This is a genomic window from Aeromonas sp. SCS5 (assembly GCF_001887375.1).
Classification (GTDB): Bacteria; Pseudomonadota; Gammaproteobacteria; order Enterobacterales; family Aeromonadaceae; genus Aeromonas; species Aeromonas jandaei.
Genome location: NZ_LFCS01000003.1, coordinates 29906 through 49656 on the forward strand (window position 1 = coordinate 29906; position 19751 = coordinate 49656).

19 protein-coding genes are annotated in these 19751 nt (G+C 55.8%); 15 read left to right on the top strand and 4 right to left on the bottom strand.

Features of this window, described 5'->3' with window-relative positions; translation table 11 throughout:
- Window positions 1–69 precede the first annotated feature (69 nt).
- Both BS300_RS03165 and BS300_RS21470 read right to left on the bottom strand, forming a co-directional pair.
- Window positions 70–408: an RT0821/Lpp0805 family surface protein gene (locus tag BS300_RS03165; RefSeq protein ID WP_071910740.1), complete on the bottom strand. Its 339-nt coding sequence runs from the start codon at window positions 406–408 to the stop codon at window positions 70–72.
- Window positions 408–1721 carry a hypothetical protein gene (locus tag BS300_RS21470; RefSeq protein ID WP_071910742.1) on the bottom strand — a complete coding sequence of 438 codons (1314 nt, stop codon included), beginning with the start codon at window positions 1719–1721 and terminating at the stop codon, window positions 408–410. Before BS300_RS21470 ends, BS300_RS03165 begins: the two co-directional genes overlap by 1 nt.
- A 304-nt stretch (window positions 1722–2025) precedes the next feature.
- On the opposite strand from BS300_RS21470, the gene BS300_RS03175 reads away from it, so the two are divergent.
- From BS300_RS03175 to BS300_RS03195, 5 genes are all read left to right on the top strand, one after another.
- The gene (locus BS300_RS03175) at window positions 2026–3264 is read left to right on the top strand and encodes a uracil-xanthine permease family protein (RefSeq protein WP_041208933.1); all 1239 of its coding nucleotides are present in this window, start codon (window positions 2026–2028) and stop codon (window positions 3262–3264) included.
- A 533-nt stretch (window positions 3265–3797) separates the two neighbouring features.
- Window positions 3798–4529 carry a transporter substrate-binding domain-containing protein gene (locus tag BS300_RS03180; RefSeq protein WP_042031631.1) on the top strand — a complete coding sequence of 244 codons (732 nt, stop codon included), beginning with the start codon at window positions 3798–3800 and terminating at the stop codon, window positions 4527–4529.
- Window positions 4530–4569: 40 nt separating this feature from the next.
- On the top strand, window positions 4570–6096 hold the full coding sequence (locus BS300_RS03185) for a methyl-accepting chemotaxis protein (RefSeq protein WP_071910744.1): 1527 nt from the start codon (window positions 4570–4572) through the stop codon (window positions 6094–6096).
- 258 nt (window positions 6097–6354) lie between these two features.
- Window positions 6355–7155: a winged helix-turn-helix domain-containing protein gene (locus tag BS300_RS03190; RefSeq protein WP_071910746.1), complete on the top strand. Its 801-nt coding sequence runs from the start codon at window positions 6355–6357 to the stop codon at window positions 7153–7155.
- A 10-nt stretch (window positions 7156–7165) separates the two neighbouring features.
- The gene (locus BS300_RS03195) at window positions 7166–7663 is read left to right on the top strand and encodes a hypothetical protein (RefSeq protein WP_071910748.1); all 498 of its coding nucleotides are present in this window, start codon (window positions 7166–7168) and stop codon (window positions 7661–7663) included.
- Here BS300_RS03195 and BS300_RS03200 read toward each other — a convergent pair.
- Window positions 7660–8076, bottom strand: a complete 417-nt coding sequence (locus BS300_RS03200) for a GNAT family N-acetyltransferase (RefSeq protein ID WP_071910750.1) — start codon at window positions 8074–8076, stop codon at window positions 7660–7662. The two genes, BS300_RS03195 and BS300_RS03200, sit on opposite strands and share 4 nt — an antisense overlap.
- 158 nt (window positions 8077–8234) lie before the next feature.
- Here BS300_RS03200 and BS300_RS03205 point away from each other — a divergent pair, with 158 nt between their 5' ends.
- The gene (locus BS300_RS03205) at window positions 8235–8735 is read left to right on the top strand and encodes an SRPBCC domain-containing protein (protein WP_041208927.1); all 501 of its coding nucleotides are present in this window, start codon (window positions 8235–8237) and stop codon (window positions 8733–8735) included.
- A 196-nt stretch (window positions 8736–8931) separates the two neighbouring features.
- Here BS300_RS03205 and glk read toward each other — a convergent pair whose 3' ends face one another.
- Window positions 8932–9948 carry a glucokinase gene (gene glk / locus BS300_RS03210; protein WP_083593353.1) on the bottom strand — a complete coding sequence of 339 codons (1017 nt, stop codon included), beginning with the start codon at window positions 9946–9948 and terminating at the stop codon, window positions 8932–8934.
- 296 nt (window positions 9949–10244) lie between these two features.
- Between glk and BS300_RS03215 the strand changes: the two genes are divergently transcribed.
- The 9 genes from BS300_RS03215 to fliJ all read left to right on the top strand — a co-directional run bounded on the left by BS300_RS03215 (window position 10245) and on the right by fliJ (window position 19731).
- Window positions 10245–11099: a MurR/RpiR family transcriptional regulator gene (locus BS300_RS03215; protein ID WP_005334759.1), complete on the top strand. Its 855-nt coding sequence runs from the start codon at window positions 10245–10247 to the stop codon at window positions 11097–11099.
- A gap of 162 nt (window positions 11100–11261) precedes the next feature.
- Window positions 11262–12701 carry a pyruvate kinase gene (gene pyk, locus BS300_RS03220; protein WP_033114470.1) on the top strand — a complete coding sequence of 480 codons (1440 nt, stop codon included), beginning with the start codon at window positions 11262–11264 and terminating at the stop codon, window positions 12699–12701.
- Window positions 12702–12911: 210 nt separating this feature from the next.
- Window positions 12912–13688, top strand: coding sequence for a lipoprotein (locus BS300_RS03225; RefSeq protein WP_041208925.1), 777 nt, complete (start codon window positions 12912–12914; stop codon window positions 13686–13688).
- 165 nt (window positions 13689–13853) lie between these two features.
- Entirely contained in the window at window positions 13854–14171 is a 318-nt protein-coding gene (gene fliE, locus BS300_RS03230) for a flagellar hook-basal body complex protein FliE (protein ID WP_071910754.1), read from the top strand.
- Window positions 14172–14233: 62 nt separating this feature from the next.
- Window positions 14234–15937 (top strand): flagellar basal-body MS-ring/collar protein FliF, encoded by a 1704-nt coding sequence (gene fliF, locus BS300_RS03235; RefSeq protein ID WP_071910757.1) that lies wholly within the window; start codon window positions 14234–14236, stop codon window positions 15935–15937.
- A complete protein-coding gene (gene fliG, locus BS300_RS03240) occupies window positions 15930–16991 on the top strand; it encodes a flagellar motor switch protein FliG (protein ID WP_033114465.1) in 1062 nt (353 codons plus the stop codon). Before fliF ends, fliG begins: the two co-directional genes overlap by 8 nt.
- 69 nt (window positions 16992–17060) lie before the next feature.
- Entirely contained in the window at window positions 17061–17879 is an 819-nt protein-coding gene (gene fliH / locus BS300_RS03245; RefSeq protein WP_071910759.1) for a flagellar assembly protein FliH, read from the top strand.
- Between the two features lie 52 nt (window positions 17880–17931).
- On the top strand, window positions 17932–19263 hold the full coding sequence (gene fliI, locus BS300_RS03250; protein WP_041208921.1) for a flagellar protein export ATPase FliI: 1332 nt from the start codon (window positions 17932–17934) through the stop codon (window positions 19261–19263).
- A gap of 27 nt (window positions 19264–19290) precedes the next feature.
- Entirely contained in the window at window positions 19291–19731 is a 441-nt protein-coding gene (gene fliJ, locus BS300_RS03255) for a flagellar export protein FliJ (protein WP_033114462.1), read from the top strand.
- Window positions 19732–19751: the final 20 nt, after the last annotated feature.

Genomic DNA, 19751 nt, shown 5'->3' on the forward strand with positions numbered 1-19751 from the left:
CCGGATAACGGGTCGGCCAAAATGACAAGGGGGTCGCACTGCTACCCCCTTCGTTTATTCCATCACGTACTAAGTGCGTAGTGGCCGCCAGCGCCCTTGCTGATTGCGGCAGGCGGTATCCTGCCACTGCTGGCTGGCCTTGCCGATATAGAGTTGCTCGCGATAGTCGCGACACCACTCTCCACTGGTATGGCGGAAGGTGCGCAGCGGGGTGACGCTACCCGAGTGACGGTTAGCCGGATTGAACCAGGTGAGGCTCTGCCCTTTGGTGCGGGTTTCCAGCGCCTTGGCGAGTGCCTGATTGGCCAGTTGAACATCTGCCTTATCCATTTGATGGTAAAGCGGCTGGGTGTCGACCGTGGCGCAGCCAGCGAGGCCGAGCAGGAGGAGTGTTAGCAGATAACACATTATGGTTGCCCCTGTTGGCGAAAGCCGTCGTTGAGCAGCGCACGCTCCTGCTCATCGGTAAGCACCTGTTGGCGATCATCGACCGTGCCATCGCCCCTGAGCTTGTTGCCGTTGGCATCGACGGTATCCACACCGTTATCATCGACCGTACCATCGCCTCTGAGTTTGTTGCCGTTGGCATCGACGGCGTCTACGCCGTTATCATCGACCGTGCCATCGCCTCTGAGTTTGTTGCCATTGGCATCGACGGTATCTACGCCGTTATCATCGACCGTGCCATCACCTCTGAGCTTGTTGCCGTTGGCATCGACGGTGTCTACGCCGTTATCATCGACCGTGCCATCACCTCTGAGCTTGTTGCCGTTGGCATCGACGGCATCTACACCGTTGTCATCAAGCCCGTTGCCAAGGCCGCGACCACCGGCATGAAGGTCTCCTCCGCCATGCAACTCGCCACCAGCATGGCGCTCTTCACCCGTATGTTGGTCTCCTCCTGCGTGTTCACCACCTCCATGTTCACTGCCACCTCCACTATTTTCGCTACCACCTCCTCCGTGGTCACCGCCACCACCGCTATTGTCGCTACCACCGCCTCCGTGGTCACCGCCACCGCCGCTATTGTCGTTACCACCGCCTCCGTGGTCACTGCCACCGCCGCTATTGTCGTTACCACCGCCTCCGTGGTCGCTGCCACCCCCATTACCATCCTTGTTATGCACGATTAATGAATTGGCTATATAGCTATGGGTACCATTAAGAACCAGGTTGAACAGCTCGGTGGTAGGCGGAGCGTCAATCCAGTAGATGGATTCCACCAGCAGCTCAACCGGTTGCGGTGCCAATGCCAGGTTGCCAGTGTTAGCGGCGGCCGACCATCCCAGTAGTCGCATGCCGGTAAAGAGGGGCAATACAATCAATGTCGGGTTTTCGGCACGAGTCATGGCTGGTGAGATAGCAGCCCAACCGCGAGTGGTCAGGAATGGGTGTTCGCCGGTAAAGAAAGGAGGTAGTTGGTTGATGCCATAGAGTCTGCGATCACCCAAGAGCACACGCTCTACCGCCAAGATCTGGTTGGTATGGCCATATTGATCCAGAACTCGTTCACCTGCTTGCAATGTCTCTATGAGACGTTCGCTACCATCGGCCATGGTGATGCGGGTGCCAGCAACGAAGCAGGACTCGGCATATGCCTTGGTCACCTGCCACTCTTGATGGGCAAAGTCATAGCTAAACGGGTTGGCAAATAGGGCTAATGCAATGGCAGAACCAATCAGGAGCCTGCGTTGTGTCGGTTTGAAAGGGGGTTTTGGCATGGAGGACTCCTTGTCCATTTTGAACCGTGTGGTCAAGTATAGAGCGGTGCGGGGAGACCTTGAGTGGAGACCGGTAAAGCAAACATGATGGAAAAACGATTGGCGTTTGCCACAAAAGTACGTAAAATCGCATACTCGATGCTTGTAGCAACGAATCCCGCCTAAAAAGCCTGTTTCATGCCCTCCCCAAGCAGTAAAACGTAATTTGTGATGCCTATATGCTCACTTTTTACCTTGAAAGCGTCTTTCGATAACTGAAAAGTGTCAAATATCCCTGTCAGTTATCAAAAAATTAAGGACATCCATGTTTTCCCTAGTCAAGCAAAGTGTCGCCGGGCTGCAGATCCTGTTTGTTGCCTTCGGTGCCATGGTTCTGGTGCCTCTGCTCACCGGACTGAACCCCTCCATGGCCCTGCTTGGCGCCGGTGTGGGCACCCTGTTGTTCCAGCTCTGTACCCGCCGCCAAGTGCCCATTTTTCTGGGCTCCAGCTTCGCTTTCATTGCTCCCATCATCTATGCCACCCAGACCTGGGGCTTGCCGTCCACCATGTTCGGTCTGTTTGCTGCCGGTTTCATGTATTTCATTCTGGCTGCGCTGATCCGGGCGAAAGGGATGGGATTTGTCCATAAATTGCTGCCGCCGGTGGTGATTGGCCCGGTGATCATGGTGATTGGTCTCTCCGTGGCACAGGTGGCCTGCAATATGGCGATGGGGCGTGCCGGTGGCGAGCAGGTTGTTCCTGCATCAACCGCGCTGACTCTGGCCGGTATTTCGCTGGCGGTGACCCTGATTGCTGCTGTGTTCTGCAAGGGGTGGATCAAGTTGATCCCCATCCTGTGTGGCGTGATTGCCGGTTATGTCTCTGCCGTACTGATGGGACAGGTTAACTTCGATGGTCTGATCAACACCCCTTGGCTGGCGTTGCCTCACTTTGAAACTCCTGAGGTCAACTGGGCCGCAGCGCTGTTCATGCTGCCGGTGGCGATTGCTCCCTGTATCGAGCATATCGGTGGCGTGCTCGCCATTGGTGGTGTGACTGGTCAGGACTACACCAAAAATCCGGGTCTGCACCGTACTCTGGCCGGTGACGGTATCGGCGTCTGCTTCGCTGGCCTGATCGGTGGCCCTCCCGTAACCACCTATGCAGAAGTAACCGGCGCGGTGATGATCACCCGCAACTTCAATCCGGTTACCATGACCTGGGCCGCGGTATTTGCCATCATTCTGGCCTTCTTTGGCAAGTTCAATGCGCTGCTCACCTCCATCCCGATGCCGGTGATGGGTGGTATCATGCTGCTGCTGTTCGGATCCATCGCTGCCATCGGTCTTAAGACGCTGGTCGAATCCAAAGTGGATCTGGGATTGTCGCGCAATATCGCCATCGTGGCCGTAACCCTGACCGTGGGTGTCGGTGCGCTGGAGATGAAGATCGGTGACTTCGCTTTGGCTGGTGTTGGTCTGGCTTCGGTTGCCGCTATCCTGCTCAACCTGATCCTGCCTGCCCACTCAGAAGAGGGGGTTATGGACTCCGCCAAGGATTGATTTTTGCCAGACGTCTCAAGCGGATAAGCATAAAGCCACCTCACGGTGGCTTTATGCTTTCTCATTTTTGTCATGGATCAAGGATTGCCTCGCCAGCGACTTTATGTCGCCACACCTATTTGACGGATCTCTCTTCGTGGCCTTAGCTAAAGGACAGGTTTGGCTCTAAGGCAGTCTTGAGCAGGGACGAGAAAATGGATGTTGGTGTTCTCACTCATTCTTTCCTGATCACGTGTTGGCACATCACTAAGGTGCCTTCGTATATCACATCAAGGTTGGATGCATTTCACGTTGTAACTCATCCACGGTTACTTGCCTCTATCTCTTTCATTGCCATTTGGCCACAGATTTTGTTCGAGCCACATTGCTCCAAATGGTGGCTTGCTAACACCATTCGAATCTGTTTGCTGCTGCGTATCTGATTCGCGGGTAGCGAGCCGTGGAAACCGGCACGGCCCGAGTTCGGGCCATACAGCCCAGCCATTGATGACGGCGGGGGTTTAGGGATGAATGGCAAGCAAAGCGAGGTCGCAATGAACTATCAATTGTTGTGGAAAGGTGCCCTGTTTTCAGTCTCTTCCGTGCTGGCGTTGGGAGCGGCGCAGGCTGCACCGCTAAACGTGATGACTGAGGATTACCCACCGTTCAACATGCAAGGGGAAGGGGGCAAGATTGTAGGCCTCTCTACCGAGGTCGTTGAAGAGCTGTTCAAGCGCGCTGGAGTTGAATACAAGATTACCCTGATGCCCTGGAAACGGGCTTATGAAGATACCCTCAGTACCCCCAACACCGCGCTCTATTCCACGACTCGCACGCCGGAACGTGAAACTCTGTTCAAATGGGTTGGCCCCTTGGTTAACAATAACTGGGTCTTCTTCTCCAGCTCCACTGCCAATATTTCGATCAAGTCGCTGGACGATGCCAAACAGTATTCGGTCGGTGGCTATAACGGCGATGCTGCTGCCGAGTATTTGAAAGCGCAGGGTTTTTCCAAGTTGCAGCTGGCCGCCAACGATACGGCAAACGTGAAAAAACTGGAGGCTGGACGTATCGATCTGTGGGCAACAGGTCAGTATCTGGCCCCCTATCTGGCGAACAAGGAGAAGGCAGCCAATCCCAAACCGGTATTCGTGTTCAAGGAAACCCAGATGAGTTTGGCGTTCAACAAAGATACCCCTGATGAGCTTATTAAAAAGTTGAATGAAATCCTGGCAGCCATGAAAGCAGATGGCACCATCGAGAAGATCAACGCCAAGTACCAGTAAGTCTTACTGCTCGGGCTGCCGTTAATACCGGGAGGAAGCCATGGATTGGAAAAGTCTGAAGTTCAGGATTGCCGTGCTGACCTCCCTGTCGGTGAGTCTGCTGTTGGTATTGTTTGGGGGGTACAATTACAGTGCCTCCAGGGCGGAGAGCTACAGCAAACAAGCGCAGCTGGTGGACCAGGCCATCAGCCGTCTGCAGCTCTCTTTGCCAGGCCCTTTATGGAACTACGAATCCTCATTTATAGAGGCATCGCTCAAGTCCGAGCTGGCTGCCGACATGCTGAGTGCCTTGCTGGTGGTCAGCAAGGACAAGTTGGTAGCCGGTTTCTCTCGTGATGAGGCGGGGTCGATTGCACCGATCAGTACAATCCCCGCTGATATCAGCACATACAGTGGTCATGATCTGGTTTATGACGACAGCGGCCAGAAGACGACAGTAGCCCGCTTGTTGGTGCATACCAGCGATGCCGCCATTCAGGCACACCTGCGGCAGCAACTGATTACCACTGTTTGGCAGATTGTGGTGCTTGATATCTGCATCATCGCCTTGTTGATGGTTCTGATGCATCGCAATGTGCTGCGACCGCTCAACCAGATGAATCAAGCCGTGTTCGATTTAGCCCAAGGAGATGGTGACCTGACCCAGCGTTTGAAAATCAACCGTCAGGATGAGATGGGTACGCTTGCTATCAACATCAACCACTTTATTGCCAAGCTGCAGGAGATGGTGGCGGAGATTAACGAGTTGTCGGCCGGGGTACTGCAAACGGCAGAGCGGTGTGACTATTTGTCTGCTGATACCCGCAGTGGTAGCGATGCCCAGCAATCCGAACTGGATCAGGTTGCAACGGCTATCACCGAGATGAGCCAGGCAGTGCAGGAAGTGGCAGGGAATGCCGTGAAAACCTCTACGGCAACTGACGAAGCCAATCTTTATGTAGAGCAGGGATATAGTCTGGCAGGCCATGCCAATGAGGCGATCAGACAGCTGGTGGGTGAAGTGGAACGGGTTGCGACACTGATGCGTTCTTTGTCTACCGAGAGCAACAGCATCGGCAATATTATCGAAGTAATCAACGGTATTGCCGAACAGACCAATCTTCTTGCGCTGAATGCAGCTATCGAGGCTGCGAGAGCCGGAGACCAAGGGCGAGGTTTTGCCGTTGTGGCCGACGAGGTGAGGACGCTGTCCGGGCGTACTCGCCAGTCAACGGAAGAGATCAGCGCTAGCATTAAGCGTTTGCAACAGGCTACCCAGAATGTGGGTGCCGGGATGCAACAGAGTCAGGATAGAGCGTCACAGGCTGGCGCTGAAGCTGCTGATGTGCAGATGTCGGTTGAGAAGATAAAGAATCAGGTCAGCCTGATCCGCGAGATGAACATGTATATTGCGCAGGCTTCGGAGGAGCAGCACTCGGTTGCCGAGGCGGTGAGCCACAGCGTCAACCGGATTGCGACACTCAATAGTGAAAATGCTGGAAGAGTTGCCCAGGTTGCCGAAGCAAGCAGCGACCTGCGTCAGTTATCAGCCCAGCTGGACAAGTTGTTGAAGCAGTTTAGGGTCTGAAACGGTTCTCTTTATGACATACCAAACAACGGATTCATCCTGCCTGTTCCCCCGGTCTGGCCGGGGGAACCTTTGAAAGGTGATACAGATAGATACTGCCCTGATTTTCCCGTCGTACACTTCTCTCGCTCCTATTGTGAAGCAGATCCTTACCCATTAGAATTTCCCGCGATGGCAGGCCGTTTTCGGAGCTGTTTGATTCTATCTGGATGTGGATTCCGGTTTGCTTGACGATGAAGAAAATAGCAAGGGGCTGATATGACGGGCGTTGCGACAGGCAATAACATATCAACCTACCATTTCGGTGATTATGTTTTTGATGTTAAAAGGCGGGAGCTGGCTTTTGGTGCGGATTCAGATGCCGCACAAACCAGTAAGACAGCCCGGTTTTCATCGGCAGAGTCTCTCATCTTCTGCTATTTACTGGATCATCCCGATGAAGTGTGTGACAAGGATTTACTGCTGGATATTGGTTGGCAAGGGCGTCCTATCAGCCCCAATTCATTGAACGTAGCCATTGCCAATATCCGTCGCCACTTCGCCCTGACTCCCCAGATCCTCGATATAAAAAGTACGCCTAAAAAGGGTTATTCCTTGCATCTTAATTGCAAGGTCATTGTGGGATATGGCTATCAGGAACCCGAAAATGTTGTCACTGACCCATATCCCATATCGGATGAGATAATTGCTGCATCCTCCCATCTTACGTCTCCTGAAACAGCCTCTTCATCAGGTGATAAGGTAGTTGCCCCCACAGCAGCCGAGGCAACATCCCTCATGCAACGTATCAAGTTTGCAATGCTGCGTCGTTTGGAACGGCCGATGTTGGCAAAAACCTTGACCTATATAAATATTACTTTTGTCTTGTTATTGCTTTCTGTTGCCAGTTATTTGCATTTTGAATGGCTCCACGTCAGCTGTGGCGAGGGCGCTTCGGGACTTGTTTGCCGTATGGAAGCCAAAAGCGAAGTGCCAGTCACCAAACCTGACTCTCTGGTTCTGATCTCGGGCCATCAGGTGCGTATTTTTTCCTACCAAGAGTTAGAACAAACGCCTTAAGGGATGGCTGATGAAACGAACGTTGAAAAATGCCTTGCTGTTTCTACCGCTGTCCTTGGTACTGCTTTTTGTCGCGGGGATGTTCATCAACAGCCTGGGATGTCATTACGAACTTCGAATGTCTGCGAATGGCGTCAATTATCATGGGGTATGTCGTTGGGGCAAGATCACCGTGATTGAGGAGGAAGAGTCCACCAAGGAGAAATGGCGGATAACCGGATTTCAACTGACGTTGTTTGACCAGCTGGTATATCTCATCGACAGCAGGGTACAGCTCCACGAGTCTGGCAAGGACGACTCATATCTGAACGAATACAATCTCATCCAGTCCCAGTACGCATTGGTTAACTATGCTTGGGTGCCGTTGACGGAAAACAAGGTGGCGATTTTTCAGCGAGATCCGGTACACGAGGTTGTGATTGCGCAGCGTGATGGCTGGTTTGATCTCTACCGCTGGTTCTTTCCCCCAGTACCATTATTGCCAACCAAAGGGCAGAGTGAAGGTTAAGCCTTGATTAGCATGCACCAGGGGCCAGTAAGATCGCAGTGACCTCTCTCCTCGGTCTCTATCCAGCCAAGCCGGTGATAAAACGCAACTGCTGCAGTATTGCGTGTGGCGACTTTAAGTGAGCCCGAGCCGGTAGCAAGGCCCTGTTCAAGCAGGGCTCGTCCAATCCCGTGGCCATGCCAGTCTGTCGAAACATAAAGATGGTGGACAAAATTATCGGGTTTCCAGATTGCAATAAAGCCGCAGATATTTCCTCCGTGTTCGGCAATCCATATTTCCTCTCCTGCTGTTTGTTGCTCAAAATCATCGAGCTGGAACCTGGCTGGTTCTACCCAATAAAACGTGTCTCTGCGACTTTTCAGGAAGAGCTGGGCTAGTTGGGGAATATCTTTTGGTTCCATTACGCGGATCATTCTGACCTCCCTGGTCAGGCCGTGGCACATCTTATGTGCCCTGGTTTTTGTTGTTCAGAAGTAAATGACAAGGACGTGATTAAGCTCTGTCTATTGTCATGAGCATGGGGCTATACTGCCGAAGTCCCCTGTATGGATGGCTTGAGGCTCGCTGATTTATGGACAATAAACAGATTGAAGGCAACATCTTTGTTCCGGCTCATATAGACGATGTCTGGCATGCCTGGACAACAGAGAGTGGCCTGCGCAGTTTTCTGGCGCCCGAGTGTTTGATGGTGGCTGAACCGAATGGCCCGTTCGAGATCTACTTCAGACCGGATGCTCCGCTTGGGGAGCGAGGCAGTGAAGGGTGCCGGGTGATGGCTGTGATGCCCTACGACCTGCTCAGTTTCAGTTGGAATTTTCCTCCCTCTTTCCCGCACATTCGCCAGCAAAAGACTCAGGTTTGTCTGCGCTTTGTACCGGAAGGGCAGGGTACCCGTCTCTATTTCCTGCAAACCGGTTGGGCCAATGATCCAGACTGGGATCAGGGCTACGCCTATTTCCGGGAAGAGTGGCTGGAGACCAGCTTGCCACGGCTGCAGTACCGCTTTACTCATGGCCCTATTGACTGGAGCAATCCACCTGACAAGGCGCAGTTGAAGTCGCTGGCGCAGTAATTTGAAGATAAAAAAAACCGGCCAGAGGGCCGGTTGAAACAGTTCAGGCTTGTCAGGTGACAAACGTATCCAGTGGATGAAAGAGGTTTCCACTCCTTGTGAATTCCAGCTCTCTTGGTTACGTGCAGACACTATATGTCCGGATCACTGAATTGAGGCTGAACCATGGATCATTCAGCCCCATTCCCACCTTTGTTCAGATGGCCATACCCATCGACTGACGCAAGTAGGCGCCAGCGCCAAGCAGCCCCGGGCCCTCATGGGTAATGAGGAAAACCGGGATCTCCTTGAGATAGGATTTGAAGCGGCCTTTGTCTTCAAACGCCACTCGAAAACCCGAGTTGATAAAGAACTCCTTGAAACGCGGCACTATGCCGCCGGCGATATAGACGCCGCCGAACGTGCCCATATTGAGGGCCAGGTTACCGGCAAAGCGACCCATCAACACGCAGAAGAGGCTCAGGGTACGGCGGCAATCGAGGCAGGATCCGGCCAGCGCCCGTTCGGTGATCGCTTTGGGTTCTAGTGCTTCAGGCTCACGCCCGTCTGATTTGACCAGCCCGCGATAGAGATTGACCAGGCCCGGACCAGAGAGAAAGCGCTCGGCCGAGACATGGCCCAGCTCGCCGCGCATCACCTGCAAAACGGCATCTTCTTCTTCATTGTTGGCCGCAAAATCGACATGACCGCCTTCACCCGGCAGGCTGAGCCACTGCTTGCCTGCTTTCACCAGATGTGCGACGCCCAGCCCGGTGCCAGCGCCGTAGATGGCGATAGGTTTCCCGGCGATGGGGGTGGCACCTCCAAGCTGGATTCGCTCTTCATCAGCCAATACCGGTACTGCCATGGAGACGGCGGTGAAGTCGTTGATCACCTGCAGACGGCCAAGGCCAAGGTTTGCCTGCATCTCGCTGATGGAAAATTCCCAGCTGTGGTTGGTCATGGCGACCCAGTCACCGTTGATGGGGCAGGCAATCGCGATACAGGCTTCATTGACTTGAGCCTTGTGCTCTTCCAGATAAAGGCGGACGACCGCTTCCAGAGATGGGTGCTCCAGACCTGAGTAAGTCTTGGCTTGAGAGATTGCGCCGGTGGCCAGTTCGCACAAGGCCAGGCGAGCATTGGTTCCGCCGACATCGCCGACCAGTGCATGGGTATGCTGCATAACAACTCCTTCGTTACAAGGTGTGGACGACCAGTGGCGCCCCGACATTATTATTTGCCGCCAATTCTAACCGAGCCAAAGCGATGGTCGTCTGTTGGAGACGCACAAACGTGCGCCCGCTCACAGTGTTGTTGCTTTGCAACATTTGTAAGCGGTTTCAATCGGCAGTGACATTTTGTAACGAAAAGAACGAAATAATTAGAGATGAGTCATACTTTGTATTGTGGGTGTTAGTTGCGTTAACCGCTTGTCTTGTATAGTCATCAGGTTGATTGGAAACCTGCTTAGCCGTAAATTGAGTGCAAAGACACTGAAGCTAAATTACAAAATGCCTGGTGGTGATGATGAATACCCTTGATAAAATTACAAACAACTTGGAAAGTTTCAGTAAATCAGAGCGCAAGGTCGCCGAAGTGATTTTGGCATCCCCACAGACGGCTATTCACTCCAGTATCGCCGCCCTGGCCAAGATGGCCGATGTCAGCGAGCCGACCGTCAACCGCTTTTGCCGTCGCCTTGACACCAAAGGATTCCCTGATTTCAAACTGCATCTGGCCCAGAGCCTGGCCAATGGCACCCCTTATGTGAATCGTCATGTGGAAGCGGAAGATGGTCCGGATACCTATACCGCCAAGATCTTCGAATCCACCATGGCTTGTCTTGATGCAGCCAAAAACAGTCTGGATATTTCCGCCATCAATCGTTGTGTCGATATTCTGACCCAGTCCAAGAAGATCAGCTTCTTTGGCCTTGGCGCCTCCTCCGCAGTGGCCCGCGATGCCCAGAACAAGTTTTTCCGTTTCAACATACCGGTGGTGAGCTTTGACGACATCGTCATGATGCGGATGAGCTGCATCAACAGCAGCGAAGGGGACGTGGTTGTTCTCATCTCCCACACTGGTCGCACCAAGGCGCTGGTGGAAATTGCAGCGCTGGCCCGTGAGAACGATGCCACCGTCATCGGCATGACCGCCAAGGACTCTCCGCTGGCACGTGAGTGCAATCTGGTGCTCTCCATGGATGTGCCGGAAGATACCGACGTCTATATGCCGATGGCATCCCGCATCGCCCAGCTGGCGTTGGTTGATGTACTGGCAACCGGTTTTACCCTGCGCCGGGGAATGAAATTTCGCGAAAACCTGAAGAAGGTTAAAGAGGGACTGCGCGAATCCCGCTTCGAAACCCCGCACTCTTCCTGAATGGTCGGGGGCTTTGCCCCCGACTGTCTATGCCACCCGCCTTGGTGTAGTATTGTAATTTAGTAACAAAAGCCACCCAGATGGCTTGCAAACGGGTGCATCGAGCTATCGGCTTGATGGGGCAGAATCTCAACTCGTATCAACTTCATATCGGAGTCTTTCATGCCTAGACGTACAAAGATTGTAACCACACTCGGTCCTGCTACCGACCGCGAAGGGATCCTCGAAGGGATCATCCGCGCCGGTGCCGACATGGTGCGGATGAACTTCTCTCACGGCACTCCTGAAGATCACATCCTGCGCGCCAATCAGGTGCGTGAAATTGCTGCCAAGCTGGGCCGTCACGTTGCCATCATGGGTGACCTGCAGGGGCCGAAAATCCGCGTTTCCACTTTCAAAGATGGCAAGATCTATCTGGCTATCGGTGACAAATTCGTGCTGGATGCGGCCCTTGGCAAAGGGGAAGGTTGTCAGGAGCAGGTTGGTATCGACTACAAGAGCCTGCCAAACGATGTTGTGCCTGGCGATATCCTGTTGCTGGATGATGGCCGTGTGCAGCTGAAAGTAGAGAGCGTCGAAGGCACCCGTATTCTGACCACTGTCACTGTGGCTGGCCCGCTCTCCAATAACAAGGGCATCAACAAGAAAGGGGGCGGTCTCTCAGCGCCGGCGCTGACCGAGAAGGACAAGGAAGATATCAAGACTGCCGCCCGTATGAACGTGGACTATCTGGCGGTCTCCTTCCCCCGTTGTGGCGATGACCTGCGTTATGCCCGCGAGCTGGCCCGCGAAGCCGGTTCTAATGCCAAGATCGTGGCCAAGGTTGAGCGCGCCGAAACTGTCGCCACTGACGAAGCGATGGAAGACATTATCCTCGGATCCGACGCCGTCATGGTTGCCCGTGGCGATCTGGGTGTCGAAATCGGTGACCCCGAGCTGGTTGGCGTACAGAAGAAGCTGATCCGCTTCTCCCGTCGTCTGAACCGGGTGGTGATCACCGCGACTCAAATGATGGAGTCGATGATCAATGCGCCGCTGCCGACCCGTGCCGAAGTGATGGACGTGGCTAACGCCGTGCTGGATGGTACCGATGCCGTGATGCTCTCTGCCGAGACCGCTGCCGGTCAGTTCCCCATCGAGACCGTGACTTCTATGGCCAGCGTCTGTGTCGGTGCCGAGAAGCATCCGAGCCTGAACGTATCCAACCACCGCATGAACTACACCTTCACCTCTGTCGAAGAAGCGGTAGCCATGTCGACCATGTATGCGGCCAACCATCTGGAAGGGGTCAAGGCGATTGTGGCGCTGACCGAATCCGGTACCACCCCGCTGCTGATGTCCCGTATCAGCTCAGGTTTGCCGATCTTTGCCATGTCTCCGCACAACAAGACCCTGGCCTGGACCAACCTCTACCGCGGCGTCACACCTGTGCTGTTTGACGGTGACGAGACCAAGCCGGTCTATGAAGTGTGCCGCGATGCGCTGGATGTCCTGAAAGCCAAAGGTCTGCTGCAGAGCGGTGACATGGTGTTGCTGACCCACGGTGACAAGATGGAGACTGTCGGCAGTACCAACACATGCAAGGTGATGATGGTCGAATAAGCGGTTTGACTTGCTGACTATCAAGGCTGCCCACCTTCGGTGGGCAGCCTTTTTTATGTTGGTTTGGCACGTATCTCACTTATGGGCATGGACTCGAAGATTGCTTATGGCGGAGCTCATCCCGATAATGCGCAAGATTGTCCAAGGTGTTTGCCCTGACCCGCGCGGATAGGTGAATGCCATGAAGCTAAAGGATATGGGAGCAAAAGGATGAAGAATCACAAGTGGTTGCTGGGTCTGGCCGTGAGTCTGGCCATCTCCCCCTGTTATGCCGACTGGGCGAAGCTCAAGGCTGCGGCATCTGATCTCGGAAGTGCGTTGAGCGAAACCGGCAAGGAGGTGTGGCAGGATGTCAGCGATTTCTCCAAGAAGAGCTGGGCCTCTATTTCGACCTGGGGTGAGGAGGCGTTCAATACCGCCGGTGTCTGGACTGACAAGAGCATAGCGACCGGTAAGGAGTGGTTGGTTGTCGCCGACAAAAAACTCACGGAAATGGTCAACCCCAAGACGGCACAAGAGGCAAGGATTGCGCTCAACACCATGTCTGATACTGCGCTGATACATCTCTTCAATGAACAGCCCTCAGCCAAGTTGTTGTTTGACAAGGCTTATGGTTACGCCGTCTTCGACTCGCGCAAGTTCTCCCTGATGCTTCACACCAATCAGGGGGCCGGTGTGGCTGTTAATCGGAAAACCGGCAAACACACCTATATGAAGATGTTTGGTGCGGGTCTTGCAGCCGGGATCGGTGGCAAGTTTTATCAGCAGGTGATCCTGTTTGAAGACAAGGCCAGATTCGATGCCTTCGTGACCCAGGGTTGGGAGGCCACCTCCGAAGTGGGCGTGGTGGCCGGCAAGGAGAGCGCTGAACTGACCGCCAAATACAACGGCGGCATGGCCATCTATCAGATTGGCGAGAAGGGGCTGCTGCTCGATGCCAATATCTCCGGATCCAAATACTGGATCGACAAGGATCTGACCCAATAAGGTCGCCTCAGAAAGGGTTCACCCTCTCTTTGCTATGGCGTTATCCCTTCATCGGGTTGCAGTGCTTTCCCCTCGCTGCAACCCTTGTCCAGACTTGGATCTGTTGTTTGGCATCATAATTGCTTGTTGGCTGTCAGCGTCAATGATTTGTCTGGGGATGGAAAAATGGAAATTAGTGCAAACAGCCTGATGCAAGAGATGCAGGCACTCAAGGTTGAGGCCGGTGCAACCCCGCTGGCACAGCCGGGCCGTCAGGTCAGCTCCGACTTTGGCCTGCTGCTGCAACAGGCATTGGGCAACGTCAACGAATTGCAAGGCGCCGCCAACGATCTGCGCACCCGCTTCGATATGGGTGACAAATCAGTGGATCTGGCCGAAGTGATGATTGCCGGGCAGAAATCCTCCATCGCGTTCGAGGCCACGGTACAGGTACGCAACAAGATGGTCGATGCCTACAAGACCATCATGAACATGCCGGTATAAAGGATTTCAACGAATCATGACGACCGGGCATCATGAACATGTCAGCAATAAGGACATAAATCGTGGCTACTGACCAAAACGGCGATCTGCTGCTAAACGATGAGGGTACTGCCGCCCTCGATGAGAATGAGCAGAAGAGTTCGGCACTGGGCTTTCTGTCCAATACCGATGTACTGCGCCAGATCACCCTGATCCTGGGACTTGCCATCTGTCTGGCCATTGCCGTGTTTATCCTGCTCTGGGGCAAGGAGCCGGACATGCGTCCCCTCGGCACCTATACCACCCAGGAGCTGGTCAAGACCCTCGACTTCCTCGATCAGCAGAAGATCCCCTACGAGGTGGATGGCAAGAGCGTGCTGGTCAGTGCCGAGAACTATCCCAATATCAAGCTGGCGCTGACCCGTGCCGGTCTGGCCAATGTGACTGACGCCAGCAGTGACGGCGAAGATATCCTGCTCAAGGATTCCAGCTTCGGTGTGAGCCAGCGGATGGAGGCGGAGCGCCTCAAGCTGAGCCGCGAGCGCCAGCTGTCCAGCGCTATCGAGCAGTTCCAGAATGTGGCCAAGGCCCAAGTGCTGCTGGCCATCCCGAAAGACAACGTCTTTGCCCGCAACGAACGTAAACCAAGTGCGACCGTGGTCGTCAATCTGAAAGGGGCTGCTCTTGGGCAGGGCGAGGTGGACTCCATCGTTGATATGGTTGCCTCGGCAGTCCACGGCCTTGAACCGACTCGTGTCACCGTTACCGACCAGAATGGCCGTCTGCTCAACTCCGGCTCGCAAGATCCTCTCGCTGCCCAGACTCGCAAAGAGTTCGCGATGCAGCAGAAGCAGGAGCTCGAATACAAACAAAAAATTGACGCCATTCTGATCCCGGTACTGGGCGCTGACAACTATACGGCGGAAGTGGATCTCTCCCTCGACTTCTCCCAGCAGGAGCAGACCCGTAAAACCTACAACCCGGATCTGCCGGCGGTGCGTTCCGAAATGACGCTGGAAGAGAACAGCTCCGGCAGCAGTAATGGTGGTGTCCCGGGGGCGCTCAGCAACCAGCCGCCAGCAGCATCCACCATTCCCGAGCAGGCGACTGCTGGCGAGAGTGGCTCAGCTGCCAATGGCCGTTCACGCAAAGAGGCCACCCGCAACTTCGAGCTGGATACCACCGTCAGCCATACCCGTCGCCAGATGGGGGGGATCCGCCGCATGACCGTCTCCGTGGCGGTCGATTACAAGTCGATGACTGCCGCTGATGGCAAGGTGACTCGCGAGGCGCGCAGCCAGGCTGAGCTCGATACCCTGCGTCGTCTATTGAGCGGTGGTCTGGGGTTTGATGTGACCCGTGGTGACACTCTGGAAGTGGTTGCCATCCCGTTCAACCGTCCCGAGCTTGAAGCCGTGGCGGCCACCCCTGTCTATGATGAGCCCTGGTTCTGGCGTGCGGTGCGCATCGCGGCCTCCGTGCTGGTTATTATCGTCTTGATCGTGACCGTGGTTCGCCCCATGCTCAAGCGGCTGCTCTATCCGGATGCCAAGCCGGAAGGCGAATTGGATTTCGACAACCACACTGTGCTGGGTGGTGACGACGAGTTGAGTCTGCTGGCGGCTCAGGCCGAAGCAGAGCCGGTGTTCGGATTGCGCGATGGTCAACTCAAGCTGCCCGATCTGCACCGTGATGAAGATTTGCTCAAGGCCGTGCGTGCCCTGGTGGCGAACGAGCCGGATCTGGCCGCTCAGGTCATTAAAGAGTGGGTAACCAAAGATGCCTGAAGAGAATAAGAGCCAGGTCACTGGCAACGACATCACCGACAGTCAGCGCCAGCTTCTGGAGCAGATGTCCGGGATGGAGATGGCGGCAGTGCTGATGCTGAGTCTCAATGAAGAGGATGCGGCCCAGATCTTCCGTCATCTCGAGCCCAAGCAGGTGCAACGGCTCGGTATGTCGATGGCTTCCATGTCGGATTTCAGTCACGACCGGGTAGCGGCGGTACACCGTCAATTCATCGACGATATCCAGAAGTACACCAACATCGGTATCGGCAGCGAAGATTTCGTGCGCAAGGCTCTGGTGGCCGCCCTTGGCGAAGACAAGGCGAGCAACCTGGTGGACCAGATCATTCTAGGTTCCGGTGCCCGCGGCCTCGATTCGCTCAAGTGGATGGATGCCCGTCAGGTGGCCAGCATCATCCAGAACGAACACCCGCAGATCCAGACCATAGTGCTCTCCTATCTGGAGCCGGAGCAGTCAGCCGAGATCCTGAGCCAGTTCCCCGAGCAGGTGCGCCTCGATCTGGTGATGCGTATCGCCAACCTGGAAGAGGTACAACCGGCGGCGCTGCAAGAGCTGAACGACATCATGGAGAAACAGTTCGCCGGTGCGGCGGGTGCCCAGGCAGCCAAGATGGGCGGCCTGAAGGCTGCGGCCAACATCATGAACTACCTCGACACCAACATCGAAGGTCAGCTGATGGACTCCATCCGCGAGTCGGACGAGGAGATGAGTCAGCAGATCCAGGATTTGATGTTCGTGTTCGAGAACCTTATCGATGTGGACGACCGCGGCATCCAGACCATGCTGCGGGAAGTGCCGGGCGATCTGCTGCAACGGGCCCTCAAGGGCTCGGACGATCAGATGCGCGAGAAGATCTTCAAGAACATGTCCAAGCGTGCCGCCGAGATGCTGGCAGACGATCTGGAGGCCATGGGGCCCATCCGGGTTTCCGAAGTGGAAGCCGCCCAGAAGGAGATCCTCTCCATTGCCCGTCGTCTGGCGGATGCCGGCGAGATCATGCTGGGTGCCGGTGGTGGCGAGGAGTTCCTCTAAGCCATGGGCCAGAAACTCTACGGTTGCGCCGGGACTGTATCCGGCGGTGGCGAGGAGCTGCGCTAATCCATGAACAACAAACTGCGTGGCTATGTGCGGCCTGACGGGGACGATGCCCGGATCGAAACCTGGGGTTGGCCCGAGATGGAGGTCGAGGCCGAGGTCGAGACCAACGCTCTCGGCCTGGCCCCCGACTGGTATCAGCAGGAAGAAGAGGTCGTCGAGCCGGAACCCGAGCAGGAGCCAACCCCCTCCATCACTGCCGAGGAGCTGGAGGCAATCCGCCAGGCTGCCTGGGAAGAGGGGATGGCTGAAGGGCGTGAGGCCGGTTTTGCCAAGGGGCTGGAAGAGGGCAAGCTGGAAGGGTTGCAACAGGGCCACTCTGCCGGTCTCGAGCAGGGGCGCGAAGAGGGGCTGGCCATGGGGCGCGAGCTGGTGGAGCAGGAGATAGCTCACTGGCAAGCACTGGTAGCCCGGTTGGCCAATCCTCTCAACGAACTGGATCAGGCGGTGGAGCAGCAGCTGCTCTCGCTGGTGTTGCAACTGGCTCGGGCCCTCATCCGCCATGAGGCCGAAACCTCTCCCCGTATTTTGCTGGAGGCGCTCAAGCAGGGGATTGCCCTGCTGCCTGCCGCCGAACAGGGGGTGACGCTGATGCTGCATCCCGACGATATTGCCCGGGTCGAACAGGCGTTCGGTGCCGAGGAGTGCGTCAAGCGCCAGTGGCGGCTGCAGAGCGATCCCACCCTCTCTCCCGGCGATCTGCAACTGGCGACCGAGCTCTCCAGTATCGACCTGACCCTTTCCGGACGCATTGATCAGCTGCTGCGCAACTTCTTGCGAGACAACGCGACACCCAATAACTCCTCGCCGGATCCGCACCCGTAATCAACGCCGGACACTGCTGTCCGGTTGACTGTTTTCTAGATCAGGAGGCCAGATGAGCGGCTCGCTACTGAACCGGTTGCAAGGGTACAAGGTGCGCGATAGCGCCCCCAAACCACCGGTTGCCGGCAAATTAACCCGGGTGGTGGGGTTGACCCTCGAAGCCATCGGTTGCCGTGCCGCCATCGGCGCGCTCTGCCGTATCGATACCCTTGATGGGACGCTGGAGGCTGAAGTGGTCGGCTTCTCTGGCGATCGCCTCTATCTGATGCCGAGCGAGCAGCTCAAAGGGGTCATTCCCGGTGCCCGGGTGGTGCCCATCACCGAAGAACACGGTATTCCGGTCGGCATGAATCTTCTCGGTCGGGTGATCGACGGTATCGGTCAGCCGCTGGATGGCCTCGGCCCCCTTCTCTCCTCCCAGACGGTGCAGTTTGCCCAGCACCGTATCAATCCGCTTGCGCGTCGCCCCATTCATCAGCCGATGGATGTCGGGGTGCGCGCCATCAATGCGGTGCTGACCGTCGGTCAGGGCCAGCGGATGGGGCTGTTTGCCGGCTCCGGCGTTGGTAAATCCGTGCTGCTCGGCATGATGACCCGCGGCTCGGTAGCCGATGTGGTCGTGGTAGGGCTTATCGGCGAACGGGGCCGCGAGGTGAAGGAGTTCATCGAGGATATCCTGGGCGAGGAGGGGCGTGCCCGCTCCGTGGTGGTGGCAGCTCCCGCCGATGCTTCACCGCTGATGCGTCTCAAGGGGTGCGAAACCGCGCTGGCCATCGCCGAGTATTTCCGCGATCAGGGGCTCAACGTGCTGCTCTTGATGGACTCTCTTACTCGTTATGCCCAGGCACAGCGCGAGATTGCGCTGGCCGTGGGCGAGCCGCCGGCTACCAAGGGTTATCCGCCCTCGGTGTTTGCCAAATTGCCGGCGCTGGTTGAGCGGGCCGGTAACGGCAGCGATGGGCAGGGATCCATCACAGCTTTTTTCACCGTACTGACCGAGGGGGACGATCTGCAGGATCCCATCGCCGACGCTGCGCGGGCGATCCTCGATGGCCACATCGTGCTGTCACGCGAGCTGGCTGATGCGGGCCACTATCCCGCCATCGACATCGAGAAGTCCATCAGCCGGGTCATGCCCATGGTGACTTCGCCGGAACACATGGATCTGGCGCGTACCCTCAAGCAGTTCTACTCCCTCTATCAGCAGAACCGGGACCTAATCACCATCGGTGCCTACAGCCAGGGCTCTGATCCCCGTATCGACCGTGCCATCATCCAGAAACCCTATCTGGACCAGTTCTTGCAGCAGGGGATGCGCGAGGTTATCCCTTATGACGATGGCCTGCAGGCCTTGCAGATGGTGGCGATGCCACTGATGCGTTGATGAGTCGCTGGATGCTGGAGCAGATCCATGAGTAAAGGGTTGATATTGTTGTCGGAACGGCTGGTGGAGGCGGAGCAGCAGTGTGCGCTCGCGCTGGCGAAGGCCCAGCAGGATCTCAAGCTGTTCATGGAGCAGCAGAATGCCCTCAACCAGTATCGCCAGATCTATCACCAGCAGTGGACCGATCGTGGCTTGCAGGGGATCTCTCCGCAGCAGAACGCCCAGTATCACGCCTTTATCAACAAGCTCGAGCAGGCGGCAACCCAGCAGTACGAAGGGGTGTTGCAGGTGCGGCAGGCGTTGGAGCAGCGCCGCGAAGAGTGGCTGGCAGCTCAGCAGCGGCGCAAGGCGGTGGAGTTGCTGCTGGAAAAACAGGCAAGCCGCGAACAGCAGAAGGCCCAGCGTCAGGAGCAGAAGATGCTGGATGAGTACGCTATCTTGCGGCGCTTCCATCAATCTGGCCTGTAACTTGCTTTGAACTGAACATG